The sequence below is a fragment of the Candidatus Obscuribacterales bacterium genome (assembly GCA_019744775.1).
Lineage (GTDB): Bacteria > Cyanobacteriota > Vampirovibrionia > Obscuribacterales > Obscuribacteraceae > SBAT01.
This window is the reverse complement of record JAIETZ010000002.1, coordinates 622,777-648,263: the sequence shown is the minus strand read 5'-3', so window position 1 is coordinate 648,263 and position 25,487 is coordinate 622,777. Positions and strand designations below refer to the sequence as shown.

35 protein-coding genes are annotated in these 25,487 nt (G+C 48.6%); 21 read left to right on the top strand and 14 right to left on the bottom strand.

Annotation, left to right across the window (positions count from 1 at the left end; all coding sequences use genetic code 11):
• Window positions 1–52 precede the first annotated feature (52 nt).
• From K2Y22_06475 to K2Y22_06460, 4 genes are all read right to left on the bottom strand, one after another.
• Window positions 53–502, bottom strand: a complete 450-nt coding sequence (locus K2Y22_06475) for an acyl-CoA thioesterase (GenBank protein ID MBX9878089.1) — start codon at window positions 500–502, stop codon at window positions 53–55.
• Between the two features lie 2 nt (window positions 503–504).
• Window positions 505–1,428 (bottom strand): patatin-like phospholipase family protein, encoded by a 924-nt coding sequence (locus tag K2Y22_06470; protein MBX9878088.1) that lies wholly within the window; start codon window positions 1,426–1,428, stop codon window positions 505–507.
• A 99-nt stretch (window positions 1,429–1,527) separates the two neighbouring features.
• Entirely contained in the window at window positions 1,528–2,877 is a 1,350-nt protein-coding gene (locus tag K2Y22_06465) for a TldD/PmbA family protein (protein MBX9878087.1), read from the bottom strand.
• A gap of 23 nt (window positions 2,878–2,900) precedes the next feature.
• Window positions 2,901–4,355: a TldD/PmbA family protein gene (locus K2Y22_06460; protein MBX9878086.1), complete on the bottom strand. Its 1,455-nt coding sequence runs from the start codon at window positions 4,353–4,355 to the stop codon at window positions 2,901–2,903.
• Window positions 4,356–4,849: 494 nt separating this feature from the next.
• Here K2Y22_06460 and K2Y22_06455 point away from each other — a divergent pair, with 494 nt between their 5' ends.
• From K2Y22_06455 to K2Y22_06445, 3 genes are read left to right on the top strand one after another with little or no spacing between them, the layout of a single operon-like run.
• Entirely contained in the window at window positions 4,850–5,686 is an 837-nt protein-coding gene (locus tag K2Y22_06455; protein ID MBX9878085.1) for a hypothetical protein, read from the top strand.
• A gap of 19 nt (window positions 5,687–5,705) precedes the next feature.
• Window positions 5,706–6,059: a hypothetical protein gene (locus tag K2Y22_06450; protein MBX9878084.1), complete on the top strand. Its 354-nt coding sequence runs from the start codon at window positions 5,706–5,708 to the stop codon at window positions 6,057–6,059.
• Complete coding sequence (locus tag K2Y22_06445; GenBank protein ID MBX9878083.1) at window positions 6,056–6,928, top strand: 1-acyl-sn-glycerol-3-phosphate acyltransferase; 873 nt, start codon at window positions 6,056–6,058, stop codon at window positions 6,926–6,928. Before K2Y22_06450 ends, K2Y22_06445 begins: the two co-directional genes overlap by 4 nt.
• An 87-nt stretch (window positions 6,929–7,015) precedes the next feature.
• On the opposite strand, the gene K2Y22_06440 is transcribed toward K2Y22_06445, so the two are convergent.
• Both K2Y22_06440 and K2Y22_06435 read right to left on the bottom strand, forming a co-directional pair.
• A complete protein-coding gene (locus K2Y22_06440; protein ID MBX9878082.1) occupies window positions 7,016–7,225 on the bottom strand; it encodes a hypothetical protein in 210 nt (69 codons plus the stop codon).
• 55 nt (window positions 7,226–7,280) lie between these two features.
• Window positions 7,281–7,829, bottom strand: coding sequence for a hypothetical protein (locus K2Y22_06435; GenBank protein ID MBX9878081.1), 549 nt, complete (start codon window positions 7,827–7,829; stop codon window positions 7,281–7,283).
• Between the two features lie 316 nt (window positions 7,830–8,145).
• Here K2Y22_06435 and K2Y22_06430 point away from each other — a divergent pair, with 316 nt between their 5' ends.
• Window positions 8,146–8,556, top strand: a complete 411-nt coding sequence (locus tag K2Y22_06430; GenBank protein MBX9878080.1) for a hypothetical protein — start codon at window positions 8,146–8,148, stop codon at window positions 8,554–8,556.
• A gap of 156 nt (window positions 8,557–8,712) precedes the next feature.
• Here the strand turns inward: K2Y22_06430 and K2Y22_06425 are convergent, their stop codons facing one another.
• Genes K2Y22_06425 through coaE form a run of 5 tightly spaced genes read right to left on the bottom strand, consistent with a single transcriptional unit; the run spans window position 8,713 to window position 11,044 of the window.
• Window positions 8,713–9,123, bottom strand: coding sequence for an ATP-binding protein (locus K2Y22_06425; protein ID MBX9878079.1), 411 nt, complete (start codon window positions 9,121–9,123; stop codon window positions 8,713–8,715).
• Window positions 9,124–9,163: 40 nt separating this feature from the next.
• On the bottom strand, window positions 9,164–9,685 hold the full coding sequence (locus K2Y22_06420; protein ID MBX9878078.1) for a hypothetical protein: 522 nt from the start codon (window positions 9,683–9,685) through the stop codon (window positions 9,164–9,166).
• A gap of 19 nt (window positions 9,686–9,704) precedes the next feature.
• Entirely contained in the window at window positions 9,705–9,896 is a 192-nt protein-coding gene (locus K2Y22_06415) for a hypothetical protein (GenBank protein MBX9878077.1), read from the bottom strand.
• A complete protein-coding gene (locus tag K2Y22_06410) occupies window positions 9,886–10,194 on the bottom strand; it encodes a hypothetical protein (GenBank protein MBX9878076.1) in 309 nt (102 codons plus the stop codon). The genes K2Y22_06415 and K2Y22_06410 overlap by 11 nt, the downstream gene beginning before the upstream one ends.
• 34 nt (window positions 10,195–10,228) lie before the next feature.
• Window positions 10,229–11,044 (bottom strand): dephospho-CoA kinase, encoded by an 816-nt coding sequence (gene coaE, locus K2Y22_06405; protein ID MBX9878075.1) that lies wholly within the window; start codon window positions 11,042–11,044, stop codon window positions 10,229–10,231.
• 525 nt (window positions 11,045–11,569) lie between these two features.
• Here coaE and K2Y22_06400 point away from each other — a divergent pair.
• Together K2Y22_06400 and K2Y22_06395 are read left to right on the top strand one after the other, a co-directional pair.
• Window positions 11,570–11,872: a hypothetical protein gene (locus K2Y22_06400; GenBank protein ID MBX9878074.1), complete on the top strand. Its 303-nt coding sequence runs from the start codon at window positions 11,570–11,572 to the stop codon at window positions 11,870–11,872.
• A complete protein-coding gene (locus tag K2Y22_06395; GenBank protein ID MBX9878073.1) occupies window positions 11,869–12,429 on the top strand; it encodes a hypothetical protein in 561 nt (186 codons plus the stop codon). The genes K2Y22_06400 and K2Y22_06395 overlap by 4 nt, the downstream gene beginning before the upstream one ends.
• A gap of 162 nt (window positions 12,430–12,591) precedes the next feature.
• Here the strand turns inward: K2Y22_06395 and K2Y22_06390 are convergent, their stop codons facing one another.
• Window positions 12,592–13,236 (bottom strand): hypothetical protein, encoded by a 645-nt coding sequence (locus K2Y22_06390; protein ID MBX9878072.1) that lies wholly within the window; start codon window positions 13,234–13,236, stop codon window positions 12,592–12,594.
• Window positions 13,237–13,411: 175 nt separating this feature from the next.
• On the bottom strand, window positions 13,412–14,878 hold the full coding sequence (proS, locus tag K2Y22_06385) for a proline--tRNA ligase (GenBank protein ID MBX9878071.1): 1,467 nt from the start codon (window positions 14,876–14,878) through the stop codon (window positions 13,412–13,414).
• A gap of 122 nt (window positions 14,879–15,000) precedes the next feature.
• On the opposite strand from proS, the gene K2Y22_06380 reads away from it, so the two are divergent.
• From K2Y22_06380 to K2Y22_06335, 10 genes are all read left to right on the top strand, one after another.
• Window positions 15,001–15,255 (top strand): hypothetical protein, encoded by a 255-nt coding sequence (locus tag K2Y22_06380; protein MBX9878070.1) that lies wholly within the window; start codon window positions 15,001–15,003, stop codon window positions 15,253–15,255.
• Window positions 15,256–15,493: 238 nt separating this feature from the next.
• Window positions 15,494–15,730, top strand: coding sequence for a helix-turn-helix domain-containing protein (locus K2Y22_06375; protein ID MBX9878069.1), 237 nt, complete (start codon window positions 15,494–15,496; stop codon window positions 15,728–15,730).
• Entirely contained in the window at window positions 15,727–16,950 is a 1,224-nt protein-coding gene (locus K2Y22_06370; protein MBX9878068.1) for a type II toxin-antitoxin system HipA family toxin, read from the top strand. The genes K2Y22_06375 and K2Y22_06370 overlap by 4 nt, the downstream gene beginning before the upstream one ends.
• 342 nt (window positions 16,951–17,292) lie before the next feature.
• A complete protein-coding gene (locus K2Y22_06365) occupies window positions 17,293–17,526 on the top strand; it encodes a hypothetical protein (GenBank protein ID MBX9878067.1) in 234 nt (77 codons plus the stop codon).
• Window positions 17,527–17,617: 91 nt separating this feature from the next.
• Window positions 17,618–17,881 carry a hypothetical protein gene (locus tag K2Y22_06360; protein MBX9878066.1) on the top strand — a complete coding sequence of 88 codons (264 nt, stop codon included), beginning with the start codon at window positions 17,618–17,620 and terminating at the stop codon, window positions 17,879–17,881.
• A gap of 45 nt (window positions 17,882–17,926) precedes the next feature.
• On the top strand, window positions 17,927–18,667 hold the full coding sequence (locus K2Y22_06355; GenBank protein ID MBX9878065.1) for a hypothetical protein: 741 nt from the start codon (window positions 17,927–17,929) through the stop codon (window positions 18,665–18,667).
• 84 nt (window positions 18,668–18,751) lie between these two features.
• On the top strand, window positions 18,752–18,949 hold the full coding sequence (locus K2Y22_06350; GenBank protein ID MBX9878064.1) for a hypothetical protein: 198 nt from the start codon (window positions 18,752–18,754) through the stop codon (window positions 18,947–18,949).
• Between the two features lie 147 nt (window positions 18,950–19,096).
• Window positions 19,097–19,573 carry a hypothetical protein gene (locus K2Y22_06345; protein ID MBX9878063.1) on the top strand — a complete coding sequence of 159 codons (477 nt, stop codon included), beginning with the start codon at window positions 19,097–19,099 and terminating at the stop codon, window positions 19,571–19,573.
• Window positions 19,574–19,688: 115 nt separating this feature from the next.
• Window positions 19,689–19,994: a hypothetical protein gene (locus tag K2Y22_06340; GenBank protein ID MBX9878062.1), complete on the top strand. Its 306-nt coding sequence runs from the start codon at window positions 19,689–19,691 to the stop codon at window positions 19,992–19,994.
• Between the two features lie 303 nt (window positions 19,995–20,297).
• The gene (locus K2Y22_06335; protein ID MBX9878061.1) at window positions 20,298–20,489 is read left to right on the top strand and encodes a hypothetical protein; all 192 of its coding nucleotides are present in this window, start codon (window positions 20,298–20,300) and stop codon (window positions 20,487–20,489) included.
• A 96-nt stretch (window positions 20,490–20,585) separates the two neighbouring features.
• Here K2Y22_06335 and K2Y22_06330 read toward each other — a convergent pair whose 3' ends face one another.
• Window positions 20,586–21,419 carry a BtpA/SgcQ family protein gene (locus K2Y22_06330; protein MBX9878060.1) on the bottom strand — a complete coding sequence of 278 codons (834 nt, stop codon included), beginning with the start codon at window positions 21,417–21,419 and terminating at the stop codon, window positions 20,586–20,588.
• 460 nt (window positions 21,420–21,879) lie between these two features.
• Between K2Y22_06330 and K2Y22_06325 the strand changes: the two genes are divergently transcribed.
• From K2Y22_06325 to K2Y22_06305, 5 genes are all read left to right on the top strand, one after another.
• Complete coding sequence (locus K2Y22_06325; GenBank protein ID MBX9878059.1) at window positions 21,880–22,485, top strand: hypothetical protein; 606 nt, start codon at window positions 21,880–21,882, stop codon at window positions 22,483–22,485.
• Window positions 22,486–22,586: 101 nt separating this feature from the next.
• A complete protein-coding gene (locus K2Y22_06320) occupies window positions 22,587–23,474 on the top strand; it encodes a hypothetical protein (protein MBX9878058.1) in 888 nt (295 codons plus the stop codon).
• Between the two features lie 302 nt (window positions 23,475–23,776).
• Window positions 23,777–24,706, top strand: a complete 930-nt coding sequence (locus K2Y22_06315) for a hypothetical protein (protein MBX9878057.1) — start codon at window positions 23,777–23,779, stop codon at window positions 24,704–24,706.
• Between the two features lie 105 nt (window positions 24,707–24,811).
• A complete protein-coding gene (locus K2Y22_06310) occupies window positions 24,812–25,045 on the top strand; it encodes a hypothetical protein (protein ID MBX9878056.1) in 234 nt (77 codons plus the stop codon).
• Window positions 25,046–25,082: 37 nt separating this feature from the next.
• Complete coding sequence (locus tag K2Y22_06305) at window positions 25,083–25,418, top strand: hypothetical protein (protein ID MBX9878055.1); 336 nt, start codon at window positions 25,083–25,085, stop codon at window positions 25,416–25,418.
• Window positions 25,419–25,487: the final 69 nt, after the last annotated feature.

Sequence of the window (25,487 nt, the reverse complement as noted above, 5' to 3'; positions counted from 1 at the left end):
GCGAAGCGAAGAATGACAAAGGGAAAGGGCGCATGCAATGCGCCCCTACGGTTCAGGACTGAGTCGGCGGACACTTGGGGACGGGTGCGCAGTGCTCGTCTAGGTGTTGCTTGTTGATGCGCTTGCGTTGATTAGTCACCACCCGTGTGGATTCTTCATTCTCGTCGATTGCAACCATTGTGACATCGGCGGTTGTTACGACGATAGTTGCGCCGTCGCGCTTCGTCTGTACTTCGACATGCACCTTTACCGACGAATTGCCGATGTGGGTTATTGTCGTGTAGAAAAGCAAGATGTCTCTGACAAGCACTTTCTTTTTGAAGATGACGCGATCGAATGCGACCGTCACAAACTGCTGAGACGGCGATAGCTGTTCGGCAGCGAATACTGCGGCTTCGTCAATCTCAGCCAGAATGTGTCCGCCAAAGACTCGATTGCTCGAGTCGTTGGCGTTTTCTGATCTCATCCGTTTTCTATGAATGGGTATTCTTTTGGAAGCCATGACTAGCACTCCTTTGATTTTTTGATGGGGATTAGCTTTTGTTGAATCGCTCTCTTGATCTCTTTGTTGGCGACTTTGTAGCCGTGGTCGATAAGCTTGCGGCACTCTTTTAGAGTGAGACCGGCAGTAACGATACCGACGTTGGGCGCACCGACTTTGATTACGATGTGATCAGGTTCGAGATCAGCGAAGCACCACTGAAACAATGCCGCACCGAAAAGCTCAATCATGTGAAATAGGAAATCGGCAGGCGATAGCAAACGACTGGGCAGCTTGCTGGCAAAGCCGAGCGCGCTGATGATTGCCGGATGCTCCGAGAAGTTGCCTGGATTTGGGTGGTGAAGTCCACCGTCCACCAGTACATCGACTGGTTTGTGGCTCATATCTTCGTCGGTGGTGTGGCAGTTGCGACCATACCAAACCGGGCGCATGATACCGGGAATCGAGCATGATGCTGTAAGAGCTTCATGCAAGCAGTAGTCGGTGCCTTCGAAAACAACGGCCTCGCAGGTGCGAACGTTGAAAGCGATGATGCGCAAGTTGGGTTGTGGCTTCAAGTCGTAGCGTTGGCAGATGTCTTTCAGCAGTTCGCTGAAGTCAATTAAGCCGCCAGCTTTTAAGAAGCGTTTGAGTCCGCGCCAGCGCAGAGTTTTTCCAAGCAAATCCGGATCGATATTGCCAAATTCTTTGAGGAATATGGTCTCGATTTCTCTGGCTTTGTAGCCATTAGCGACCAATGTTGCGATCACCGAACCAATGGAAACACCAGTATGTACGCCGGTGTCAACATTGTGTTCCTCAAGTGCCGCTATTAGACCAATGTGTCCAAAGCCTTTGATACCGCCTCCGCCGTAAACGACTTCAATCGCTTCTTTTGGGGGCTGTCGCTTTGTGAATTTTGCTCCTTTGGAATTTTTCTTTTTCATAGCCACACCTCCGTGGCAGTGCCAACGGCACGGCATACACCGCACCGCAAGCAGCACAAAACGAGCGCCGGGGCGCTCTGTTGTTACACTGTTGTTAGTTTAAAATTTCGTTGTTGATTCGAAGTTGAAGTAGGCAACTTTCATCGGGGGCACAACTGCGGGGAATGATTCCTCGCCGGCTATGCGCACTGATGGGCCAAGTGCAATGACACGATTGAGCATCTCGATGATGCTTTCGTTGAAGCGTAAGTTTTTTACGCCGTGCTTTACTTGTCCGTTTTCTACGAGAAAAGTGCCGTCTCGGGTCATGCCCGTCACGATCTTAGTTGTCGGATCAACTTCACGTACGTACCAAACTCGTGTAAGCAAAATTCCACGGTCTGTTGTACGTATCATTTCTTCCACAGATGTATCCCCACCTTCTACCACTATGTTGACCGGATACTCTCCCTGACTGGTTGGTTCCATTAGTCCGTGTCCGGTTGGTTCAACGCCGAATTCTTTGGCGCTGCGCCTACCATGGACAAGATTTTTCACAACTCCTTTTTCTACGAGAGTCACTTTCTTGCGTGGTACGCCTTCGCCGTCAAACGGCGCGCCTGCCTGCAAGGGATGATAGACATCGTCGTGGATAGTAATGTTATCGCCGAATACTTTCGTGTTTAGTTTGTCTAGAAAACATGAAAGCTTATCGGTGTAACTCGTGCCTGTGAAGTCATGCCAGAGCATCCCCAGCATATCCAACACGGCTGATGGTTCAAGAATAACTGTGTAATGACCAGGGTCAATCTCGTGTGGATCTGCACTACCGACAGCTTTTGAAGCTGCGCTTTGTGCCATGTCTACTTGATGCAGTGATGCAACATGAGGCTGTTCTTGTTTCGCCCAGCCGGTTGAATCACTGGCGCACATTGTCAGTGAACAACCTGCACCTGTTTCCTGGTGATAGCGATATAGTCCGGCGGAATTGCCCATAGCTTGCATGTGCACGCCGGAGGAATATGTTCCAGCCGCTTTTAGAGTCTTTGGTTTGCCGACATTGATGATTGAAGTAACCGCCTTGGCGCGATCTTCTGGCGAAAGTTTGCCGGTTTTTTCGTCGTATCGATCTACCGGCTTTATTGGCGGCAAACCAGACGGGGAAAGAACAGGCAAAAGCTTTGGATCGTTTTCCAAGAGTTTGGCTACGACAATTGCTTTGTCGACTACATTGCGAATGTTGTCCGGATCAAGCTTGTCTGTTGTCAGTCTCGCTTGCTTACCGTCGACCAGCACACGTACTGATACGGACGTATGCAAAGGTGCTTGATTTTGCGTCATGCTGTTGTTGGCAAAACGCGATGTTGCATAGTCCGAGGAAAAGACATGCACCTCAGCACCATCAGTCTTGCCGCGAGCGTGATCAAGTGCTGTGTTAATCAAGGTTTTTAGCTGTTGTTCGGTGAGCATTGAAGACCTATTGTGTCGTGAGTTTATACTTTGGTGGCTATGCCGACTTTGACATTGCGAAAACGTGCTGGTGCGGCGCCGTGTCCTGTCCACATTGTTTGGGACGGCTGACCTTTGCCGCAGTTGGGAACACCCCAAGTGATGAACTCGGATTCGCCGGCAATAGCATCGCAGCTATTCCAAAACTCTGGCGTGATGCCGCCATAGCTTGGATTTTTGAACATGCGACCGCGCTTGCCGTCCTTAATTTCCCAGCCGATTTCCGTCGAGAATTGGAAGTTGTAGCGGAGTTGATCGATAGACCAGCTTTTGTTGGTCTCCATGTAGATGCCGTCTTTTGTGTCGGAGATGATGTTGTCTAGTTCACCAGAGTCACCCGGCAAAAGAGAAATTGTCGTCATGCGAATGATGGGTGTTCTATTCCAGGACTCTGAACGCATGCATCCGCCGGAGCGTTTTAATCCAATGAGTTCGGCTGTATCACGCGAGCTTAAGTACCCAGTGAAGATGCCGTCTTTGACTAAGTCCACGCACTGAGCCTGTACGCCTTCGTCGTCATAGCCAAATGACCCCAGTGAGCCTTTGGTCGTTGCATCTGCAACTAGATTGACCATTGGCGAGCCGTACTTCAATTTGCCTAATTTGTCGGGCGTGAGAAAAGATGCGCCGGCGTAATTGATTTCTTGCCCGAGTGCGCGATCAAGCTCTGTCGGGTGACCGGTGCTCTCGTGAATTTGCAGTGCCAATTGCGACGAACCAAGAATCAAGTCTTTGGTTCCCTGCGGACAAACGGGAGCGGTGAGCAATGCCACTGCTTCTTCGGCTGTTTGTTGAGCGTGCCCGGGCAAATCCCATTTGCCGACCATTTCCCAACCGGCTAATTCCCACTGTCCACCGAACGAACTTGGATATGACCGTCTTTGTCTGTCGTGGTCATCGGTTGCGTTAGCGACAACGCCGCACGACGAACGAACGAAGTTTTGTTCAATTCGACTGCCTTCCGTCGAGGCAAAAAATTTCTTGTCCTTGATGAAAGCCATGCTGCCTGTGGCTAGTGTTACACCCTTGACGGATGTAATAATCTTCGCCGCATCGAGCAACACGGCGAGTTTTTGCTCTAGGCTAATTGTGAATGGATCTTGTTTGCACGGTGAAGACCAAGTGTCCACATGCACTGGTTCGGGTGCCAATACAATGGGTTTTTCCATGACTTGCGAGCTTGCTTTGGCAACTGCTACTGCACGTTTGATTGCCTGCTCAATGCCTTGGCGCGATAGATCCTGCGTAGAAGCAAATCCCCAACCGCCGTTGTAGAGCACGCGAATGCCTGCGCCCAAACTCGAGCCGAAATTTACGGCTGACACGCGCAAGTTTTTGGTTTCGATAAATTGAGCTTCCGAATCGATGATGCGCACGTCGCAATAACTTGCGCCCAAACCGGTAGCAACATCAAGAGCTTGTTCAGCTAGTTCCTTCATTTGGTATTTCCTTTTATAGGAAATATTAGACCACGGACATGTTTCGTTTGGTCTCTTGAAAATCCACCAGGCAAATTTATTGCATGGAAATCTTGAAGCTTTAATTGCGCGTGAATTTCGGGCTGAGGTCTAATTGAAAAACCAGTAAGAAGTAATTACTTAAATACAAACAAAAACTATTTGAAATTGAACTTCAAATCAATCTTGTCAACTTGGCAATTGGGGCAATTCTGTCTAACGAGAGCCTGTGAGCCTTTGAATGCGTGGATTTTTGTGATTGCGCTAATTGCGCTAAGAGGAGAAAGGTTGACTCTAACTCATTCAACTTACAACTGTTGTTTTGCACTAGGAGTTTCAACTAGTGTTCTTATGCAATTTCAAATTGAACTTCTTTAGGCACTAAGTCTTACAAATCAAGTGGTACTTTCTATTTCTCTTCTAGTTGCTCTTCCAAAGCAACTGGGATAAGTTCGTACTTTCGAAGGAGGGCGACGTTGAAGATCTCTTGGCGACTCAGTGATTGTGCGTTGTTGTCAATGACTTTGCTTTGTCTTTCGCCTTGTTTCGCAGACGAGCAAGCCATTCCGTTGATGAAAGATGCGCCCACTGCCCTCAATTATCGCAACATACCCATTGACAATATGGCAGGTTCAAATGAGCCATTGGTAGATGTGAGTAAGATTGGCCTTGCTGCAAGAAGCTATTACGCACAAGACAAACTCAACCCGCCTTACTTTCATAAATTCAGTTCGGCACTGAACAAAGTATTTGTTCGACAGGGCGTGGCGAAGAAACTTACCGAAGTCAACAAAATTCTCAAGCCGAACGGTGTAGAGATTGTGCTCCTCGATGGATATCGACCGATTGAGCTGCAACGTGAACTCTGGAGTTATTTTCTGGGTAAAGCAAAGCAAGTTCTGAACAATCCGTCTGAGGAAGCATGTGTCGAATTTGCCGGTAAATTTTGCTCAAATCCCGGACCATTCAAAAAAGATGATTGGCACACTTGGCCGACTCACATCACAGGCGGTGCAGTTGATCTAACTCTGCGTGAGATTGGCTCGCAGAGAGAGGTATTTATGGGTGGAATTTTCGATGATGCATCGGAGGTTAGCAACTCGGATTACTACGAGAAAAATTTAGGACCGTCTAACAGCGCCAGCTTTGCCGAAGCAAGGCGCAATCGACGACTTTTATATAGTGCGATGATCGCTGTGGGATTCACCAACTATCCCTACGAGTGGTGGCACTACGATTATGGAACCCAAATGTGGGTTATGAATGGCGGTAAGTCACAACACGCCATCTACGGGCGTGCCAACCCACCGTAATTTTTAGGAGATAATCCCTATGACACAATTACCAGTGTCCCTGCCCGCGTGTGGGCATGGGACGGAGAGTTCTGTATTTCTATTTCTCGCATGCGAGGTTGGTCCTCGCCATCATGCTGAGTGCAGACGATCTATCGAAGAGCTTGAAAAGCTTTTCCAAGCAACGGGCACATCGATTCGTTTGGAAACCTGGATATCCACCATCCAAAAAGTGGAAGAGGGTAAACTAAGTGATGTTTTGCCACCCACGTATAAGTTATCCTTGGGCTGCGCCAAAAACTATCAACGTTTAGCGGAAAAACCCGGACAACTTCTAACCGCAACTGACCTTCTAGCCTTTATCAGCAATACCCTGAAAGGAGGGGACAAATGAACAGCTTAGCGATTTCACTTACCCTCGTCTTTATCGGGGTGGTTCTTCTTTGGTGGTACGGTTACTGGAATTATCACGGGCGTAAATTGCATTCCAAAGACGGCTACATACCGCCAACTCCAGGACTTCGTGCGACAAAAGTCATGGCTTTTTCGTCTTACATCGGAAGATTCCTGTTAGCCGGTAAATGCACCATCGTCGGCAGAGAAAACATCGACAAAGTCAAAGACCAGCGCGTGATATTTTTGCCGTCGCACGTCGATGAAGCGGACTGGTCCGTTGTCTTTCCTGAATTGAGACGACCAACGCGTTATATGGCGGCTCGTGATCAGCTAACTGGCATTAGAAAACGCCTTGCCGCGTTTACCGGTGCGCTTGCCGTAGATAACAAGAAAAGACAATCACGTGGTGGTGCGCTGGAAGCAGCAATCGAAGCAATGGTGCGTGACGGCCAGCGTGCTGCGTTTACGATTTTCATGCAAGGAAAACTTGTACGCAACAATGTGATTTCTGATGCGGATTTTAAACCTGGTGCATTGCGTATTGCCAAAGCCGTTGTGGAAAGAACAAACGATGCAACTCTTGCCGGAATTCCCATGGCGGTTGCGTATGTCCAAGACGAAACGGTCGGTGGTCTTCGCCGCTATTTCAATGAGGTTGGTAGAAAATCAGCTCGTCGGGGCGAGATGGTGCACAACGTTGCAGCCGTCTTAGTTATCGGCGAACCAATAGTGATGGCGGCATTGCCACACGATGAGAACGAAGCTAAGGCTGTTCTTGTAGCAGCAATTGAGGATTGCAGCAACAGAGCTAAGGCGATTGCAGCTGCGATGTTGGAAGAGAGAAGAAGCAAGCTGGTTTTGAAATAGGTGGTTTCGTTATTCTGAGGCGACAGTCGAAGATCTCACGTCTTTAACATGTGAGATCTTCGCTTCGCCGTGATGCGGCTTCGCGCACTAAGTTGCACCTTCTTCATCATCGAAAGAATGCGGCACATCGTCCAGCATGTCTTGGCTCATGTGGAAGTTTTTCCAGAATCTGCATTCGTCTTCTGAGGTTTGAAAATCCGGGATATCATCTAGTGAATTTATTTCCCTACTACCAGGATATGGATCTCTGGGAATTCTAAAGTGGCGCGCTGTGTCGAATTTTCTTGATTGATGCATAGTCGTGCCCTCCATTTGTTTATAGGGAGTCCTATTTTTACCTTATCACAAAGTACTAGTCATTCCCACTTGGTAGTTTTACAACTTCATTGTCGTTGTATTTTGTCTCATGGAAAAAGGCTTTGCCGATTCTTAGAGTTGCCGCTGTTCGTACCTTTGTTCGTCTCGAACCTTCCGGAAATTTCAGCGAATGTTTGCCATCAAGTGATTGTACGCAAGCGAGTACCAGATTATCGTATGTAGGGTCGCCTGATGGGTCAGTGACATGTAGATTCCGAATGCGCCTGTCGTTTGTGACGTCACACATAAAGGTAACTTGAATTCCTTTGCGGAAGCGATAACCCGAACCCTCGCCCGTGCTTAGTAAAATGCCGCCGAAATTAATACAAAATCCTCCGGTCAATTCTTCATTTAGCTTTAGCCACACTTTGCGCGAGAATCTATTGCGCCATTTGTCCCACTCGATCATCATCGCCTGATCTTCAACACCTATGGCGTTGGTCGCTGCATTAGTCTGTTTGTTAAATGAATAGGCATCCAACGACGGCTCATCGGCATCGTAATGTTTGGCGTGGTGTTTCTTCTCAGCCTTGCCCTGCAACATTATGGGCGAGTCCTGCCCGAAAGCCGGCGAGGATAGCAAAAACATGGCAGTTAATATTAGAGACTTGTGCATGAAACAACCCGCCAGGTAGTAATACACGGTTGATATCGACGGCTACTTATCACCATTGTTCCATATGTACTCAATACAAAATTGGTTTTTCTTGTATATGCTACATGAAATAGTAGTAAATATTCAAAAAATAGGCGTATTTGTCAGTCGGTTAATTTTGATAGAATGGCTGTAAAGGTATTGAACTTTTTACTAGTTTTTCCGTCTTTATTAGTAGCAAGACAAATGCAAGGAGCGCTAATAAATGAGCACAGAGATTAAACTGTTGGAGTCAATTAGGGATAAGCTCGACACTGGGTTTCAGTTGCTTGCCGGGCAGATCGGCGAAACTAATATGAGGCTAGGTTCAGTCGAAGCTAGCTTGGGGGCGCGGATAGATGCAACCAATGTAAGGTTGGGTTCAGTTGAAGCCAGTTTGGGCGAGCGGATAGATGGAATCAATGACAGGCTGGATCAAACCAATGACAGGCTGGATCAAACCAATACCAGGCTCAGCAATGTAGAGCGACAGTTGGAAAAGACTAATCAACAGTTGGATACTTTGGTACATGTGCAGTCTGCCAGCTCAATCGCTCTGAGCGATCGAGCTGATAGGACTGACACACGAATTACGTCTTTGGAAAATCGCGTAGATAAACTTGAAGAGGCGGGCTGAGTAGCTGCCTCTTCAGGAGAGTACTAATTAGTCATCTCAAGTTTTATGACGATGGCGACATTTTCGTCGGGCAGTTGTAGGGGCGCATTGCATGCGCCCGTGTTCTAAGACAGCGGCACAGACTCGTGTCTGCGCCGCCTGTTGGTCAGAGTGTTGTTACACTCCTGCTGGAAGTTCGACTTCCGGGAAATTGGCTTTTATTTTGCCAATGATGTATTGCCCACGCTTGGCGATGGATTTGTCGATGAGTACTTGTTTGAGATTAGCTTGACGAGTTTCGTAGTCTGTTTCTTTCGACAATTTTTGTAACTCATCATCGGTAAGATCATCTTCGGTGAATGTGAAGACAGGCACGTGGATGAGATCTACGCCGCGGTGGGTGTAGTTGCTCTTGAAAAACGGCTCGATTGCTTTCGCAAATTTGTCACCTTCATGTCTGATGCCGTCATTCACCCAGGGTAGTCTGTCAAAGATGAAGACCAAGTTGTACAGCTTGCTTGGCAGCACTTCCAGGTACTCTGGAAGGCCGAGGTTAAACATGCTGAAGTAGGCGAAGGGGTCGTACATAGACCTGTCGAGCAAATTGTTTTAGGGATAACGGGATAAACTAGCGTTCGCTGTATGCGTCAGCGACCGAATCAAGCAGCGAATTCCAGCTTTGAGAAATGCTGCTCAACTGTGAACGGAATGGCAGGATGCACCAGCCAATTGGAAAGAGAAGAAGCAGAAAGGCAGTGGACAGAAGGGGCTCTTCAATAGTGCATTTCTGTTTCGGACCTACCGTGCCGTCATCTTCCAATTCGTGCCAGGTAAGGGTGCCGATTCGTTGATTGAATTTGAGTTCAACCACTTTCCGTGTGTACGGCGTTGGATGTGCATATGTGATTTTGTACGAGTCATTTTCTAGCTCGATCACGGCAAGACGTTTGCCCGAATAGAGTTCTAGTCGACTGGCTCGGCGTGTTCCGTCAACGTATTGCGCGGAGAGAATGTGTTCGTATCCGTTTCTGGCGTACTTCTCGACTGTAGTGATACGTTGGCGCTCGGGAAGGCGGAATTCAGTGCGTGAACGTTTTCTTCTCCGAGTCTTGCGATAAGATTCTCGATTTATTCTTCCTATCAAAGCCATTGTGATTTCTCCATGTGTGTTATGACACTGCGTTTAACTTCAGATTTGTCGCCACGAAGTTGGGACCTACGCCGCAGCAATCGCATTTAGCGCCGATCCAGCGCATTAATTGCGGCTTGCGAGACTTCTTGTTGCCGGCGAAGCTCAAGATGAGTTTTCCAGGGATACTTCTCAATTTCTGACTATTGCGCCGGTTGATTTCATTTTTCATTTTTACCCCCTTCAAAATTTACGGTGTTTAGTTGTGCGCATCTTTTTATAATCCGGTCCATCTCGTCATTCTCTTCTTTGCTGAAGAAATAGGAGAGGTCCCAGGGTCCCGAAGGTTTCCCAGGGCGCATGCAATGACATTTGATGTTTTGTCCACAATGGCCAAAGGTGCCCTTGTCGGACCAATAGTCATGCCATGCACGTTTGTTGTTGTGTCGTTTGATGATCGATTTGGCAATGAAGGCAACAGCCAGGATTACCAGTGCGACGCTGACAATTAGGATGGATTGTGTTTCCATAACGGAGTCTCCTTGGGTCGAAAAAGACGAACTACTATTGGAATTTCTCTTTGACTGAACGTAGTCGTTTCAAGACGAGCTTTCGTGTTTGCATCGGGGTGCCGCTGTTGTCTATGACACGCGTAGAACGCCGGGCTTTTTCAAATTGGCTCATCTGTGAGTTGATGCGCCTAAGTGCGTCCTCTTGTGTCAGGTTGTTGCGCTTCATCAGTCTTTCCAGCTGTGTTACCGGGTCGACTGTGATTGCCCAGATTTCATCGAAGTAGCCGCGCTTGTCGATATTGCACTCGAATAAGAGTGGAATCTGAACGGCTACGACTTGTCCTGGTGAGTGTTGTGCCATTGCCTCAAGCATGTTTGCGTCAATGGCTGGATGAGTGATTTCTTCCAAGTCACGTTTGGCTTGCGGATCGCTGAAGACAATCTGACCTAGCCGCTTGCGATCAATGGGACCGCCGGGATGAGTCGCGATGTCTTCACCGAATCGAGCAAGCACGGCATCGTAAGTTGGATTTGGTCCGGCGAGCAATGCATGCGCAATTTCATCAGTGTCGATGACTAGCGCTCCTTTGCTTTTCAGGACCTGGCTAACGGAGCTTTTGCCGCAAGCAATGCCGCCGGTTATGCCAATTCTTATAGGCGCATTTAACTCCCGGCAGATTTCCCGTTTGCGCTCTTTGGCGTTTTCCATGCCGCGCTGAATGGCGGGGATAAGTTCTTTGACTTTGTCGATTTCACCGCGCTCAAGACGTCGAGCTAGCGTGTCGAAATTAGTCTCGATTGCAAAAATGCTATTGCCGATGCGGTCACCTATGTGTTGGCTGAGTTCGGCTCTTGTTTTTCTGTTCATTGCTGCTCCTGTGTATCAAAAGCGAACCGCCCCGAAAGCCGGTAGCTCTCAAGGCGGTTAAGGAAAAGGTTGGGTGGTTAAGCGTTTACGATGCTTTAATTACCAAAATCTATAAGACAGTTATGTAAGTACCCTAGCAATTGAGAAGTTCAAATAACAAATAACTGGCCAAGAATATAGTGGGGGAATTACGTCGATATCTGCTAGCGCTAGCTTGTGCAAGTGGTTTTGTAGGGGCGCATTGCATGCGCCCGCATCGGGTTAGCGCTAGCTGCGCCTCAATCAATTGTGCGGCAATTACTAGTTAATACCTTATGACTACAAGAAATTAGAAATTGATCTTTGTTAGTTTCAAATTTGTATTTGTATCAGCATTTGATAATTCGAGAAATCTCAGCCGGAAACTTAAGACCAGTAAGTATTTTGAAATAAGCGCTAGGGGAAATGAGTCCTTCAGCGTTTGCCGGAGATTGTCTTCAATTGTCGAACTCTGGAACAACGTATTACTACACCTGGAGAAAAAATATGAGCACACAAGAAATAGGAAAGTGGTTTCGTGTGTTGGATAACACAGGCAGCCAAAATGCACCCGTTGACGTATATGCAAAGGACGAATCTGCGGCATGCGTAGATGCTGTGCGTAAGTGGTTCGGCAAATTGCCTGGATGTTGCATCGACTCGGTTTTGGAAAAGGTGCAGGCTGTGCCTTATACCGACGATGGAAGAATCACCAAAATCGAAGCAATGGAAGGACTCCCCGGTAAGCGTTGCTTGCCGCCCGGAGGCTGGAAGAAAGACGAATCAGATCATTTGGAGGAACTGAAATGAAAATCAACTTAATCGGGGGTATGGTGATAAGTGCAGCATTGGTTTTGGGATTTGTTGGCTGGAATTGTCATCAGCGGAGTGCCCATGTGGATGCGGATATAAACACCAATATGGCCCCAAGTGTTTCGAGTACTATCGCAACAGAGAAGGCCGAGCCAGAGAGTTTCAATGAGTCGTCATCTGAGGGAAACATGGAGCAGCAAGCATCCACAGATCAGCAAGCGGAATCGCAACCTGAAGAACAGTCAGATGCGAATTTGCGAACCGACATGACTGATCACGGGCTTACGGTGGCAATGGTTCATCTAGAAGGGAGAATCGCCATATTGGAATCGCGCCTTAGCGTGAAGACTCCGCGTTTGGCAAGAGTCAAACAGCTTTTGCAACATGCCAAGGATAGTGTGAAGACGTCTCGCGATCTCTATGTCGCTCACGAAGAAAATATGGCTGAACGAATTGACTATATGATGCGATTGGCTTCGTATGAGTTCGAGTCGGCATGTGATATTGCTGGTGAAGATCTGAAATCAATTTATAAAGTCGAGCCGGACAGGTAAGGGCTAAGAAAAAGGGAGTGATCTCACTCCCTTTTTTAGCTTTTTGGCACTTTTTTACCTTTAAGGGCACGGGCGCATGCAATGCGCCCCTACGGAGGAGGAGGGAAGTTGCTTTGCAATGCGCTTCTGCGAGGGCAACGAGACACGGACAATTTTTTACCTTTAAGGGTGTCCGTATGGTGCTCTGATATGTGAATGCATGAAGAGATAGGTGAGCGCGATTGCTAAGCCAATGTAACTTAGGCTGATGAAGATGCGTTGTATGGGGGTTGCAGGGTAACGCTCAGCTTCTGGATCGGCGCCTTTGCGGAATTGGGAAAACATGACGAAGATTGATGCGACGGCGATGATGATGAGCAGGGGTGAGCGAAGAGTCAAAGCAAGGTAGCCGAGCAGAATTGCTCCAGGGATGAATAACCACTTCGTGATGCTTTGTGCGATGAAGCCGCCGTCGAATGGTTTGATGGGGACAAGTTGTAAGAGATTGAGAATGGCGCCTGTGTTGGCGGCTGCGATGAGCCAGGTGTTGCCGGTGGTGACGCCGAGGAGGAAAGAGGCGAAGGCGGCTAGTCCGCCGATGAATGGACCTGCGTAGGCTACCCAAGCGTGCGTTGCAAGATCGCCAGGGACTGTAGACATGGCGGTGTATGCTCCGACGAACGGGACGAAGACGGGGGCTTTCGGTTTGAGTCCGTAGAAGTGCATCACGATGAAGTGCCCCATCTCGTGGATGTAGAGTAAGACAATAATTGTGATGGCGTACTTCCAGCCGAACATCATTGTGTAGATGCCGAGGCTTAATGCCATCGTGGAGAAGCCCTTGAGCAGCCAGCCGAGTTTGACTAGTGACAGAGCATTGAGGGCAATGAGGGCCGCGCCCTTGAATTTCAGGAGAATAAGCCCGAGAACACCTACGACTCCGGCAATCGGTCCGGCGGCGGGTTTCTTTTTCTCTTGTGGTTGGAGTTCGGGTTGGCTCAGCTTAGTACGCCTTCGCGAAGATTACCTTTGTATCCGACGCGGTACCGCAGCGGATACATTTCCCTGGTTGTGGTTTCCAGTCGAATGGAATTACGCGGATTGTTGCTTTGGTGTCTTGTTTGATTTGGGCTTCGCACTGACCGGACTTACACCAGTGAGCTTCGATGAAGTAGTTGCCTTCGTCTAGCTTGGCGCAGAAGTCATCGTAGTTGTCGATGGTGACACTATGCTCCTTGCGGAATTGCACAGCACGTTCGAAGATTGCTTTTTGAATAGTCTCGAGAAGTTTACCCAACTCGGCAGCGAGTCCGTCTTGGCTTACGCCGCGCAATTTTTCGCCGGTGTCGCGGCGAGCAATTTCGACGACGTTGCTGTCGACGTCACGCGGTCCGATGTTGAGACGCAACGGCACACCCTTCTGCTCCCAATGGTTGAATTTCCAACCAGGAGTTTGTGTATCGCGATCATCTAAGAATACGCGCATTGTCGGCTTCAACTCGGCAGCAATTTGACGGCAGCGATCCAGAACACGTGCTTTCTCGTCTTCCTTCTTGTAGATAGGCACGATTACAACTTGTATTGGCGCTAGCTTCGGCGGCAATATCAAGCCTTTCTCGTCGCCGTGTCCCATGATGATGGCGCCAATGAGTCTTGTTGAAACTCCCCAGCTTGTTTGCCAGGCGTGCTCAAGTCCACCTTCCGGTGCTTGGAATTGAATGTCGAATGCTTTGGCGAAGTTTTGTCCGAGGAAGTGTGATGTTCCTGCTTGCAATGCTTTTCCATCGCGCATCATTGCTTCAATACAATATGTTCTTACAGCGCCGGCAAAACGCTCAGCTTCTGTTTTTTCACCGGTGATAACAGGCAATGCCATCCATTCTTCGGCAAGCACTCTGTACATTTCTAATGCCACACGCGCTTCTTTTTCTGCTTCTTCTTCGGTTGCGTGTGCAGTATGCCCTTCTTGCCAGAGGAATTCGGTTGTACGCAAAAACATACGTGTACGCATTTCCCAACGTACAACGTTTGCCCACTGGTTGATGAGAATCGGCAGATCGCGCCAAGACTGCACCCATTTGGCAAACATATGGTTGATGATTGTTTCTGATGTCGGACGAACAACAAGTGGCTCATCCAGCTTCTTGCCGCCGCCATGCGTGACGATGGCGCACTCAGGAGCGAAGCCTTCGACGTGTTCTTTCTCTTTGTTGAGAAATGACTCCGGAATGAACATCGGGAAGTAAGCATTCTGGTGACCGGTGTCTTTGATCATTTGATCAAGAGCACGCTGGAGGTTTTCCCAAAGCGCATAGCCGTAGGGACGAATAACCATGCAACCTTTGACGGGTGAATAGTCGGCAAGCTCGGCACCTGTCACCACGTCGGTGTACCAGCGCGAGCGCTCGGCGTCTTTGCCTTTTTCTTCTTCAAATGTCTCTTGAGCGTTATCCGTGTCCTTAACTTCCATTTTCTATATCCCATCAAAAGTCCCGCGACCAATCCGAGGCTTGACAAGCCTGCTGGCGGGTGAAAGACAAGTATATCCCAAAAAATTGGTTTGGCTCATAATGTATCCAGGAGGTAAAAATAATGCCTAAACAGAAAATGCACGAGACCAAGGGCGAAAAGAAGTCCAAAAAGCTCGTCATTTCAAAAAATAAGCTGCGCAAGCTGGAGAAAGAAGCCGATCGTGATGAACGCATTGCGCAAGGCTATGACCCAGCCTTTCAGGGCGGCGGAGCTCATGGCGGTACTGTGGACGCGCAGAAGAAACGCGCTCGAAAAAAATCCAAAAAGGATTTGAACAAGTATCGCAATCAGCGTACGAGTAATTTAGAGGAGTAATTTATGTCGAGACTTTCGAAAGGAAAGCCCAGCTTCCGGGCTTTCCTTTTTTTTGCTCGCAAAAGTGCTATAGCCAATAGTACTCAGTCGGCGTTGTGAATTGGTCTACGCAATTAATACGCAAGAAAATGCGTATTATAGACCTAAAATGGATATAATAGGCAATATGTTGCATTTTAGATTAGCTACCGTAGATGAGATTGCTTGCGAGATCGGCAGTAGGCTCCGGGCTCAGAGATTGTCGCAGAACCTTCAGCAAAGTGAGGTGGCGGCTCGTGCCGGCATATCTACCAGGACGTTAGTCGAACTGGAGCATTCTGGGCGAGTTTCCTTTGAGGTGCTATTGCGTGTCGCGATGGCGCTCGGGGTTATTGACTCTATGGCAGGCGTGTTTGAGCTAAGGACAAAATCCATCAAAGACATGGAGAAAGCCAGCCGACAGCGCCGGCGAGCGTCACGGAGACAATCCGAATGAAGAAGCTGAATGTAATTTACTTGGGCTGGGGAGAGCGATTTCAATTAGGTGTGCTGGCTGACGATGGCAAAAGCCTGCTTTTTGAATATACTGCTGAGGCGATAAAGCGTGGACTTGAGCTTTCTCCATACAAATTGCCGCTTAGCGCGAATACTTATGGTGATTTTCCGGAACATCAGCTTCGCTTGCCTGGACTTGTAAGTGACGCCTTGCCGGATGGCTGGGGAATGCTGTTGATGGATCGCCTGTTTCGTAAGGAAGGTAGAAACCCGGCTAATATCTCGCCATTAGATCGTCTTGCATTTATTGGGGACAGAGCGATGGGTGCGCTAGGTTTTGAACCGTCCGAAACTGAGACATTAACAAAAAAGGATGTGCAACTATTGGATCTTGCAGAAGATGTCCGCCATGTACTGGAAGGTGAAAGCGAATTGCTGTTGCGTCAACTTGCAATGATGGGCGGTTCGCCGCATGGTGCTCGTCCAAAGGTCTTGGTAAATTTCGACCGCGAAAATAATCGCATGTCCAATTCAGCAAGCGGTGCCGGGATTCCTGTTATGGTGAAATTTCCCGCACGGTACGAGCACAAAGAAGTCTGTGCGATGGAAGCAATGTATAGTCGGATTGCGGACACTTGTGGAATTCGAATACCTGTTACCGAGTATTTTGATCTTAATAAGGAGCTTTCGGCATTTGGCATCGAACGTTTCGACCGCTTAAATGGCATGCGTATACCAATGCACACAGCCGCCGGAGCAGCACATGTGAATTTCCGTATCCCACAACTGGACTATGTTTCTCTTTTGCGATTAACTCAGTTGATGACACATGATACACGCGAGGTCTTGGAGGCTTTTGAGCGATGTGTATTCAATGTGGTGTTTAACAATCGCGACGACCACTCGAAAAACTTCTCTTTCTTGATGGATAAGGATGGTAGATGGAGGGTTTCACCAGTCTACGATCTGACATTCAGTGAGGGACCGCGTGGGGAGCATCAGATGGATATTTGCGGCGAATCCAGAAATCCATCCCGCCGACATTTACTAGAACTTGCAAGCAAGACTGGTGTTACTAAGGAAGCAGCAACGGAAGTAATAGAACGAATTACTACCGTTGCGGATGGTTTCACCGACTTTGTGGAGAATCTTCCAATTAGAACTCAAACTATGAAGAAAATTAGTGCAATGGTTGAAGCAAATCGGGAGCGGCTGATCTGAAGAAGAGAAACATTAGAGACTCCGCTAACTTCGCGCATGGGAAATACCCCACTAAATATCTTTCTATTACTAAATAGAACTTCGTAAGTTGAAGTAACACATTCCTCAGTTCAATCAGATTTTTAATTAGGCGAAAGCAAACCTAGATACCACCACAAGCATTTCCCTTTCGGCGCAGACCGAGGAAGTGCCGTCTACTGTTGAGCTGAGTTCATTACCAAGGAGACTATCTATGACAAATTCGAATGCCAAGAAAAGCAAACGATTGAACCAAGCAGGAGAGAGAGCGCAACAATTAGGAAAGCACCTTGTCCCACACGTCTCAACCGGAGGAAAGCGCAAATGGACCATATTGAGAAACTGGACCGTGCCAGGAAGTTACGTAGCCTTGATGATATTGAGCAATCGAGGGATCAATATCCAGCGCTTGCCGCTGCCAAGCCAGGGGAGTTCGAGCAATTGCTGAAAGAACTTCGAGCTAATATCGAGAGCGAGCCCGAGGACTTGAACACACAGAATGAGTTGCTATTCAAGTTGACTACACTTCTCGGTATCTGGGAGAAGCACAAGTACTAAGCACCTTGCTATTGAGGACAGCCAGCCTGCGGGTTGTTTGTCCTCAGTGGCGCGTGCAATTTGATTCACACACCAACTGGAGAACAAAACTATGAATAAAAAACAAAATGACGACCGCCGATCATTCATTGTACTTTTTGATGACGGGCTTGCTGTCGAAAAACGAAAGGACATCGCAAGCTCTATCGGCAAGCTTCCAAAAGTGCAGAGCGTGGACTTGAGCGATGAGAAGCGCGTTGCGCGCCTCAAAGTTGTTGTCAGCGATGGACGCTCGCGGCGAAGGATAATGCGCGAAGTAAAACAAATGCCTGGTGTCTACGAGACCGAGCTGATCACTTACATGCGCACTCAGTAGGACTTTACTTTCGATTGTGTTCCCAAATCTCATGAGGCCTTAACCATGGAAAATAACGTTAGCGACATCGTACTGTTTGAACTGACAGCAGAAGAAAAATCTGCACTTAAGCAGGCATTTGAAACAGTCGTTGCTGAAGCTGCTGCTGCTCAGCAAGAATACGATCACGCTGCCGCACCAATTGAAAGTGAAGCCGAAGAGAAGAGGCAGAAACTCTGGGCAGAATTTAGAGCGGCTAAGCAGGTATTGGATGAAGTGCAGACTCCGCTTGAGCGACATCACCAGGCTGTAAAGCCTCTCGAAGACAAAATTCACTCGGTGACCAAATCTTTGAGCGCTCAAATACAGGAGCTTATGCAGTCGATTGAAAACCGATTGCCGGCACCGCTTTTTGACGGCTTAAATGGCGAAGCTGTTCGCTACGATGAAGCCAAAGAGCAGGATTTAGGCGCAATGGTTGGACCGGTAGAAATTGCTGAATACAACATTGAAAAGCGCCTAGTGCCTTCGATGTCTGACGCTGACTGGGAGACTCAGAAGGCTTTGTATAAGCCAGAACGTGATCTCTCGGATAAGCGTCAGAAGGCCGCCTATGCAATCGACAGTCAGCTAGGCGCTGCGCTCAGACCGCATAGGGAAAAGCTAAACGCTAGGCTTAAGGCGGCGAAGTCCGTCTATGACAAAACGGTGCAGGACCTAGTGGAAGTCGTCATGCTCAGGGCTGGACTTGATGTAACCGACATTCAGCTCGACCGCGCAATTGGTGCGGATGACGACGACGAATAGTCGGTTGACTGAAGGCATGGGCAGGAGTCAAGTCTTGTCCATGCTCTTCTATCGTTGGTTTTACTTACTCGGGAGAATAGAAACATGTCACACAAGGATAAATTTATTGCATTGCTACAGGAATTCGGAAAGCATGAGGTGTCTTACAAGGATCACTATATTGAAGACCAAGTGTACGCAGTCAGAACCGAGGCTGATGGCTCTTTCGTCGTAACTCTAGTTGGTGTCGATTTCAAATTCGATCAAAACGGCCAATTCGAATCGCACGCTACGTACGAGTAGTCTTGAACGAAGATAATTATTTGGACAAACTACACACACACACACACGCAAGTTTGCATCAAGCTATTGAGAACAGACAACTTGCGGGTTGTTTGTTCTCAGTCAGCGTGTACAACGTCATTCACACACCAATTGGAGAATATAGTTATGAAAAAGATAGCTAATATGACCAAGCGAAAACTCGTTCGCTTGCTGAAACTAAGATGTCCGGAATCTCTGAACGAGGATACTCAGCGGGTAATTAAATCAGACTATGAGCAACTTAAACGTACCAACCGTTTCAAAATGGAAGTGTTTGAAACAGAGTCCGTCGATGGTCTCAATGACGTTTATGATTTCATAGTCAGCAAAGATGGGCTTCCGGTGATACAAACTTTGCGGGATGCCCTGCGCAGCGCAACGGTGACTGCAACGCCGGTATTCATTACACCCAACAAGTTTTATGTTGGCATACCGTTTCTCATAATCGTAAAGTCTCAAGCCAAAGTGTTGTCGACAGACTCAGGAGATAAGGTGTTGGAGTTTCTTGATCCCTGCAAGTTCAACCCGCCTGAAGCATTCCGCCTAAAGTTGGAAGCAACCCAACATATAACTTTACCGCTACCTGATGGCACGGATGTGTGATTGCATCCAAACCATGGCAGCTAATGCGCATTATGTTGCACCAGTAGTGATAAACCGCTACTGGTGCAGCTTGTGTGTTGCCCATTTCTATTCCCTATGTATAAGGAGCAAGCGAATGAACATAAAGGAAATATTGACAGACGTGATTCGAATTGTCCAAAGCTCAACAGGTAAGGACTGGCTTTACTTTCTCACACAAGAGCAACTTACATACAGGCGCGACCTCCTCATTCGGATCGAGCGCGGTGACGCCGGAAAGTTTCAACTCTGTTATGGAGCACTTTCTGTCGGTGAAGTTGATGTTGTTATTGATGATCAAAAGATGACAACAGGCCACACGATTCGTGTTGAGCTTGCCGGTCTCGTTAAAACGGTGCTAAGTGATGTTTCGGTTGTGACTGACTCATCTGTGTCCGTTTAGTGCAAACCCAGTAAGGATGCCACTTTCCGGCGTCCTTACTCTTGAAATTATTCTACTATTGCATGTAAGACCATCAAAACCTTATCCCGTGAGCCTTTCTGCAGTTCATGAAACATAAGGGGCGTTGAGTGACATTTGTTGGAGACACCATGGCTAATCGGCGAGTTTTTTTATGAAAGCCGCATTCAACCTTGCAATTCTGGAATCATGATCCAGAATTGCAAGGTTGATTCTTGGTTTTTTTAAGCAGAGACATCAACATATCGCGTATACTGAGGTCATTAATTTAAGCGGGATCCGGCGATGGCAGATGATCACGAAATGGAAAGTGTGGAAATACCAGCTTGGGTGGCTGCGCGGTTGCGGCAGGAAAATCCCAATGTGGCCAAAGCGATTGCGGACTTGGTCATTTGGGCTGACAAAGCGAAGATGTGGATGTATCAGGCTGATGCCGACTTTGAGAAAATTGTTGGGCAGTTGGAGAAAGACAAATAGTTGTCACCGTGAGCCATCGGAACGGGCGCATGCAATGCGCCCCTACAAAGCACCAGTACAAAGCACCAGTACAAAGCGCCAGTAACGTAGGGTCAACTAGGATTGTTGGGCGGGTTGGCGGTTTGTTGCGTTGACGAATGAGCGGACGCGCTCAACGTCGATTGGGTTTTCGATTTTGCCTTGGCGTTTGAGTGATGAACCGACAATCACGCCGTCTGCTGAGGCGAGTAAAGTTGCTGCATTTTCTCTGTTTGCTCCACTGCCGATTAAGAGTGGTTTGTCGGCGACGGCTTCGCGTACTGAGGTGACGCTGGTGATAGCCGGAGCAGATCCGGTTGCAACGCCGCTTACGATAAGTGCATCGGCATGTCCGCGATAGGCGGCTTCAGCTGCCATTTGTCCGATGTTGGCCAATGGTGTTACGGGACTTGCGTGTTTGACCATGACGTCTGCAAATATTTTGATGGTCTTTGAGGCGAGATGGCGTCTGTAGTTGAGAAGCTCGTGCGCTTGTCCTTCGATAAGTCCTTGATCAGTAAGCATTGCGCCGGTGAAGACGTTAACACGGATAAATTTGGCGCCTACTGTTGCAGCCACTGCAAGTGCTGTCATTCCATCATTGCGCAAGACGTTTATGCCAATCGGTAATTGACAGACGGACATGACGCGTTTAGCAGCCAGGGTCATCGCGCAAGCAGTTGCCGTATCAACATGGTTTTTTGCAAAAGGTGCATCGAAGAAGTTTTCGATGATGATTCCGTGTGCGCCGCCGGATGCCAGAGATGCAGCTTCTTGTTCTGCCCGCAATAGCATCGGCTCCATTTGCCCATCCCAATTGGGTGATCCGGGCAAGGGCAAAAGGTGAATGACACCAATTACCGGTTTGGCTGTGCCGAAGACTTCTTCCAGCATGTTTGTGGTTGCGGACATGATTGTGATTCCTGGTTAATTTAACTCGAAGTAATGTAAGTGTAGCACTCGATTGTAGGGGCGCATTGCATGCGCCCTTGTCGCTCTCGCTTTGCCAGCTTCGCTAGCTGTTGTTGGGAGCATTGTGATTACGATTCCAACAATTCTCCAGTATAGATATCAATTGGTGGTTAATTGCCTCAAATAAACAGTTGCTTCTAGCTATTGGCATCATCTAGGGTGTGATGTAAGTTTCAATTATCTTTTTTAGGAACCAGTACCTCAGACCCCGAAGCGTCCAGCTGATACCAAATTTGGTTATTTCGTAAAGCACTGCAAGCAGTGCTGCTGAGCGTCGGGTTGTTTGGCATGACCTGGTTTCACCCCGTTACATAAGTTTTTCACCGCAATACCGTGTCTGGATCGCCGACGTTTTCGTCGCGTGAAACGCATGCTGGCGTGGTGAATGGAGGACCTGTTTATGAGCAATACCGCAGGTGATTTGGATAGTGCGATTAGGGCTTTAGATCACACTACCTGGTTTCTCTCTCGGCAATTAACCGGTAAGCGCAATGAGCGTCGGTTTAAGTGGAAAGTTGAGAATGGCAAGGGCTTCATACTCGATGAGAATGAGGCTGAAGTTGGTGGCTCGAGAAAGCCTATCGCCAAATGGATCGAAATAGGCCGGCAACTTCGCCTGGCTGAAGCGGCAATCTGGTTGAGGGTTGGGCAATATCCCAAGCCGTCACAAGAGCCGGATGAAAGTAAAAGAGTGAGTTTTTGGTGGTCGTTTGACGGCATCCGTCGAGTGTTTGTTTTTGAAGCAACAAGCGGTGGACGAAGACTCTCCAACAAAGAAATCGATAAGCGTTACAGGTTGCATCGTCGGTTGTGGCTTCTGGCTGCACAAGGCGAAGCGATTGAACAGCTTTATCTCAACGTAACGAACAGGCTTGCCGATCGAAAGCAGGTTTCACAACCGCTTGTGCGAGTAGGGGAGCAGCTTGGTTTGGTCAAAAGAAAGTCGACTGAAGATGCCTGTGTTGCGCATTCTTCGGTAAAGCGAAGTCTCGCTTACTCGGACTGAAGGCGTTCCAAGGACGCATTGTATGCCGTTGGTTCTGTAGGGGCGCATTGCATGCGCCCGTGTTCGAGTTTTACACCAATGTTTTGATAGGGGAAGTGCTCATGAAAAATAATCAAGTGTTGAAAATTGGAAAATATGGCGATCACGATCTCGCTCGTTTGGCTCTTCGCGAAAGACTCAACAGCATGCTGCAATTCGGCAGAGTGTTGTTGAAGGACGGCGAAGCAAAGCCGCGGTATGACGTGAAGTCGGGCAAAGGTGTAATCACCCGCGCCGACGGCACGGTCATCTTTGAAGCAAGTCTTGCTGGACTTGTGGAAACCGGTGAGCAAGTGCGTCTTGCGCTCGTTGCCTACAATCGCGTGCTTCGCGAACGTGGCATTCTGCAGTATGTGCGAGACAACCGCGATCTGCACAAGTTGGTCAACATCGCCGGCTCCGAAGTGGTGTTGTTCGGTTTCGACAGCCGCAGCAAAAAGCGCGTGCAGCGCTATCAATTAGTCCGCGATATCGTCTTGAGCGATATTGGTGTGACGCTGACGGCATTGCCGAAGAAGTTGTCGGACGCAGTTGAATTGGGCAAGCAAGTGGAAGCCAACTTCCTTGCTCAACTGGAAGCTGCGAAGGGCGATTCGGCAAAAACTGCGCAGCTGGAAAAGCTGGGTGTTGAACTCGGCGTCCTCAAAGCGACCGCCGTGCCTGCACCGAAGCCGAAAGCGAAAGTGGAGACGGAGAAGTCCGCCGAAGCCAAGCCCGGCAAGAAGCGCAGACGCAAGCGTGGACGGAAAGGTGGTGCAGCTGCCATCTCGCCGACTGTGCAAACCGCGACTCCAGCTCCTGAAGCAACCGCGTCTGCCGATGCGCCCGCAACTTCGGAAACGAAGAAAAAGCGCAGGCGCCGCCCGCGGAATCGCAAACCGAAGGCTGTGGTGACACAAGCTTCCAGCGAATCCGCTACCGAGGCGCAGTCCGCTGAAACGCAGTCGTAGTTCACTTTGTCATTTCGACCAAGCTGCGCGCTGAAAGCGCAGCGCGTGGAGGGGGGAGACGGCACTAAATGTGCCGTCGGATTCTCTGCCGCACGTCAACGAGGTCACGAGTCTTACGACACGAACGGCGTTGAGTAGTGGAAGATTTCTCCACTTCGGCGCGCTTCCGCGCGCCTCCGGTCGAAATGACAAATGTTGATGTTACCAAAAAGATTTTGACAGGACCCCGGCGCAGGACTCAGCGCTAGTGAGGTCGAGTTTTTTCACAGCGCGAAAGCGTGATGTAAGAGGAGGATACTCTTATGAAATACAGTACTTTTGTTCGATGGGTGATGGCATTTGTCTTCACCGTAATGAGTTGTGCGCCGAGCTTTGCTTGTTGCAAGGATGCTGCTCCGGTAGCGCCGGCTGCCGCAACTCAATCAATCGAAAGCCAGTGCTTGAATAAGGCAATTGGTGATTGTGATTGCTCGAAGACTCAATGCGGTTCCCAGTGCGACAAGTGCAAGAACGTCACTGAAGTCTCCGAGAAAATCACGATGACGGCCGATGAAGGAACCTGCACAGTTGGTGTTGATAGAGAAATCTGTCGCATCATCTATGTGCCACCTTCTGGTCCCATCAGGCAGTGTTTTAAAACACATGAAGATGTGAAAGGAACACCAAGCACTGACGGAAAATGCTGCCAGGTTCAAGTTGACGGGAGACAATACTGCGTTCAAAAAGGCGGCAGTATCTACATTCCTGGCCTTCTGCCTGGCGATAAAGGCTTCGTTGTCAAATCGCTTACTGTGGTAACCAAACCCACGAAGAACTCCACTCTGACAGTTGATGGCGAGCCAGTGACTTCTTTCGAGAAAGTCATTCTTGCTTTGCCTGTGTGTTGCTCGGCTAATACCGATCGCAAGCCTGGCGAGGAGTGCACGGTTCAAGTGACACGTCAGCAATGTACATGGGTCGGCGGCAGCCCCGGACAGCCTCCGCAGCGTGTGTGCTGGACAACTCGCGAAGACGTCAAAGGAAAATGGAGTGGCAATTGCTGCACAGTTACTGTTGACGGAAAGCAGTATTGCGTTCAGGAAGGCGGAGGCATTTACGTCCCCGGCATCCGTGAAGGCGAGAATGTCAAATCCGTAACAGGACCCAAATACTTCAACAAATTTCTGACAGCTCCGCTCAACGCGTTGAAGTCGCTCGTTCGCTCTGTCGGGCGTCCCTTCTTCAAGCGCTAAAGCTGATACGTTCTGAAATTACCATCCGTGCGAGCAGGTTTTTCGAGATCTGCTCGCAGTGGATTGTTGAGGTTGGGTTTTGTTCACGGAGTTAGAGTCATGAGAATGAAAAATAAGAACGTTGTACGCAAAAACATCTGGCAAGAAGATCTCGAGCGTGAACTAAACGAACACCTGGAAAAAGGTTATGACTTGCGCAGCATTAAGACTATTAGCAAGCGCAGTCGACGCGACGGAGAGTCCGAACAACCTTATTACCGAGTTGTTTTCCATAGACAGCCGATTGAAACGGCTCAGGAGCAACCATCGGAAGAAAAGGAACCAGTCATAGCGAGATAGATAGGCTGCTCGCCGGCCGAGCGAGGAGAATCACAGCATGGAAATAAATAACAATTTTTTGGTGGCAGGATTCATTGCCGGCGGTTTATTGGCGTTTGCGGTATTAACGCAAGGTAGTGCTCGAAAGAGTTTCTTTTTCTTGATTGCCGGTACAGTTTTTGGCGTGGTATTTCACGACCTGAAGTTTGAAGGGCGCGAAGGTATGGCAATGCTAGCGGCCTTATTTACTGGGTTGCTCGTCGTAGCTGTTCCATTTATTCTCCACGCGGAGAAGAAAGAAGAAGACGCAGCTCGCGAGCGACGGACAACACCAGGAAAAGACACGCTTGCAACTCTAAACCGCATCTTCCGCTCACCGCCGGCGGAGAAATAGCTGGGAAAAAGCGAAGAATGCACTTCTTCGCTTTTTCCTTCGTGATAAGCTACGAGTGATGGTAGTAGG

What these genes read in the sequence shown, in the direction of transcription:
- K2Y22_06460 (MBX9878086.1), bottom strand. Translation starts at nt 4,355, where the DNA reads ATGAAGGAACTAGCTGAACAAGCTCTTGATGTTGCTACCGGTTTGGGC.
- K2Y22_06415 (MBX9878077.1), bottom strand. Translation starts at nt 9,896, where the DNA reads ATGAAAAATGAAATCAACCGGCGCAATAGTCAGAAATTGAGAAGTATC.
- K2Y22_06340 (MBX9878062.1), top strand. Translation starts at nt 19,689, where the DNA reads ATGAACATAAAGGAAATATTGACAGACGTGATTCGAATTGTCCAAAGC.
- K2Y22_06365 (MBX9878067.1), top strand. Translation starts at nt 17,293, where the DNA reads ATGGACCATATTGAGAAACTGGACCGTGCCAGGAAGTTACGTAGCCTT.
- K2Y22_06430 (MBX9878080.1), top strand. Translation starts at nt 8,146, where the DNA reads ATGAGCACAGAGATTAAACTGTTGGAGTCAATTAGGGATAAGCTCGAC.
- K2Y22_06435 (MBX9878081.1), bottom strand. Translation starts at nt 7,829, where the DNA reads ATGTTGCAGGGCAAGGCTGAGAAGAAACACCACGCCAAACATTACGAT.
- K2Y22_06345 (MBX9878063.1), top strand. Translation starts at nt 19,097, where the DNA reads ATGAAAAAGATAGCTAATATGACCAAGCGAAAACTCGTTCGCTTGCTG.
- K2Y22_06450 (MBX9878084.1), top strand. Translation starts at nt 5,706, where the DNA reads ATGACACAATTACCAGTGTCCCTGCCCGCGTGTGGGCATGGGACGGAG.
- K2Y22_06305 (MBX9878055.1), top strand. Translation starts at nt 25,083, where the DNA reads ATGGAAATAAATAACAATTTTTTGGTGGCAGGATTCATTGCCGGCGGT.
- K2Y22_06445 (MBX9878083.1), top strand. Translation starts at nt 6,056, where the DNA reads ATGAACAGCTTAGCGATTTCACTTACCCTCGTCTTTATCGGGGTGGTT.
- proS (MBX9878071.1), bottom strand. Translation starts at nt 14,878, where the DNA reads ATGGAAGTTAAGGACACGGATAACGCTCAAGAGACATTTGAAGAAGAA.
- K2Y22_06410 (MBX9878076.1), bottom strand. Translation starts at nt 10,194, where the DNA reads ATGGAAACACAATCCATCCTAATTGTCAGCGTCGCACTGGTAATCCTG.
- K2Y22_06380 (MBX9878070.1), top strand. Translation starts at nt 15,001, where the DNA reads ATGCCTAAACAGAAAATGCACGAGACCAAGGGCGAAAAGAAGTCCAAA.
- K2Y22_06475 (MBX9878089.1), bottom strand. Translation starts at nt 502, where the DNA reads ATGGCTTCCAAAAGAATACCCATTCATAGAAAACGGATGAGATCAGAA.
- K2Y22_06465 (MBX9878087.1), bottom strand. Translation starts at nt 2,877, where the DNA reads ATGCTCACCGAACAACAGCTAAAAACCTTGATTAACACAGCACTTGAT.
- K2Y22_06470 (MBX9878088.1), bottom strand. Translation starts at nt 1,428, where the DNA reads ATGAAAAAGAAAAATTCCAAAGGAGCAAAATTCACAAAGCGACAGCCC.
- K2Y22_06395 (MBX9878073.1), top strand. Translation starts at nt 11,869, where the DNA reads ATGAAAATCAACTTAATCGGGGGTATGGTGATAAGTGCAGCATTGGTT.
- K2Y22_06330 (MBX9878060.1), bottom strand. Translation starts at nt 21,419, where the DNA reads ATGTCCGCAACCACAAACATGCTGGAAGAAGTCTTCGGCACAGCCAAA.
- K2Y22_06390 (MBX9878072.1), bottom strand. Translation starts at nt 13,236, where the DNA reads ATGGCATTAAGCCTCGGCATCTACACAATGATGTTCGGCTGGAAGTAC.
- K2Y22_06315 (MBX9878057.1), top strand. Translation starts at nt 23,777, where the DNA reads ATGAAATACAGTACTTTTGTTCGATGGGTGATGGCATTTGTCTTCACC.
- K2Y22_06355 (MBX9878065.1), top strand. Translation starts at nt 17,927, where the DNA reads ATGGAAAATAACGTTAGCGACATCGTACTGTTTGAACTGACAGCAGAA.
- K2Y22_06350 (MBX9878064.1), top strand. Translation starts at nt 18,752, where the DNA reads ATGTCACACAAGGATAAATTTATTGCATTGCTACAGGAATTCGGAAAG.
- K2Y22_06335 (MBX9878061.1), top strand. Translation starts at nt 20,298, where the DNA reads ATGGCAGATGATCACGAAATGGAAAGTGTGGAAATACCAGCTTGGGTG.
- K2Y22_06420 (MBX9878078.1), bottom strand. Translation starts at nt 9,685, where the DNA reads ATGGCTTTGATAGGAAGAATAAATCGAGAATCTTATCGCAAGACTCGG.
- K2Y22_06310 (MBX9878056.1), top strand. Translation starts at nt 24,812, where the DNA reads ATGAAAAATAAGAACGTTGTACGCAAAAACATCTGGCAAGAAGATCTC.
- K2Y22_06325 (MBX9878059.1), top strand. Translation starts at nt 21,880, where the DNA reads ATGAGCAATACCGCAGGTGATTTGGATAGTGCGATTAGGGCTTTAGAT.
- K2Y22_06440 (MBX9878082.1), bottom strand. Translation starts at nt 7,225, where the DNA reads ATGCATCAATCAAGAAAATTCGACACAGCGCGCCACTTTAGAATTCCC.
- K2Y22_06360 (MBX9878066.1), top strand. Translation starts at nt 17,618, where the DNA reads ATGAATAAAAAACAAAATGACGACCGCCGATCATTCATTGTACTTTTT.
- K2Y22_06400 (MBX9878074.1), top strand. Translation starts at nt 11,570, where the DNA reads ATGAGCACACAAGAAATAGGAAAGTGGTTTCGTGTGTTGGATAACACA.
- coaE (MBX9878075.1), bottom strand. Translation starts at nt 11,044, where the DNA reads ATGAACAGAAAAACAAGAGCCGAACTCAGCCAACACATAGGTGACCGC.
- K2Y22_06370 (MBX9878068.1), top strand. Translation starts at nt 15,727, where the DNA reads ATGAAGAAGCTGAATGTAATTTACTTGGGCTGGGGAGAGCGATTTCAA.
- K2Y22_06320 (MBX9878058.1), top strand. Translation starts at nt 22,587, where the DNA reads ATGAAAAATAATCAAGTGTTGAAAATTGGAAAATATGGCGATCACGAT.
- K2Y22_06425 (MBX9878079.1), bottom strand. Translation starts at nt 9,123, where the DNA reads ATGTACGACCCCTTCGCCTACTTCAGCATGTTTAACCTCGGCCTTCCA.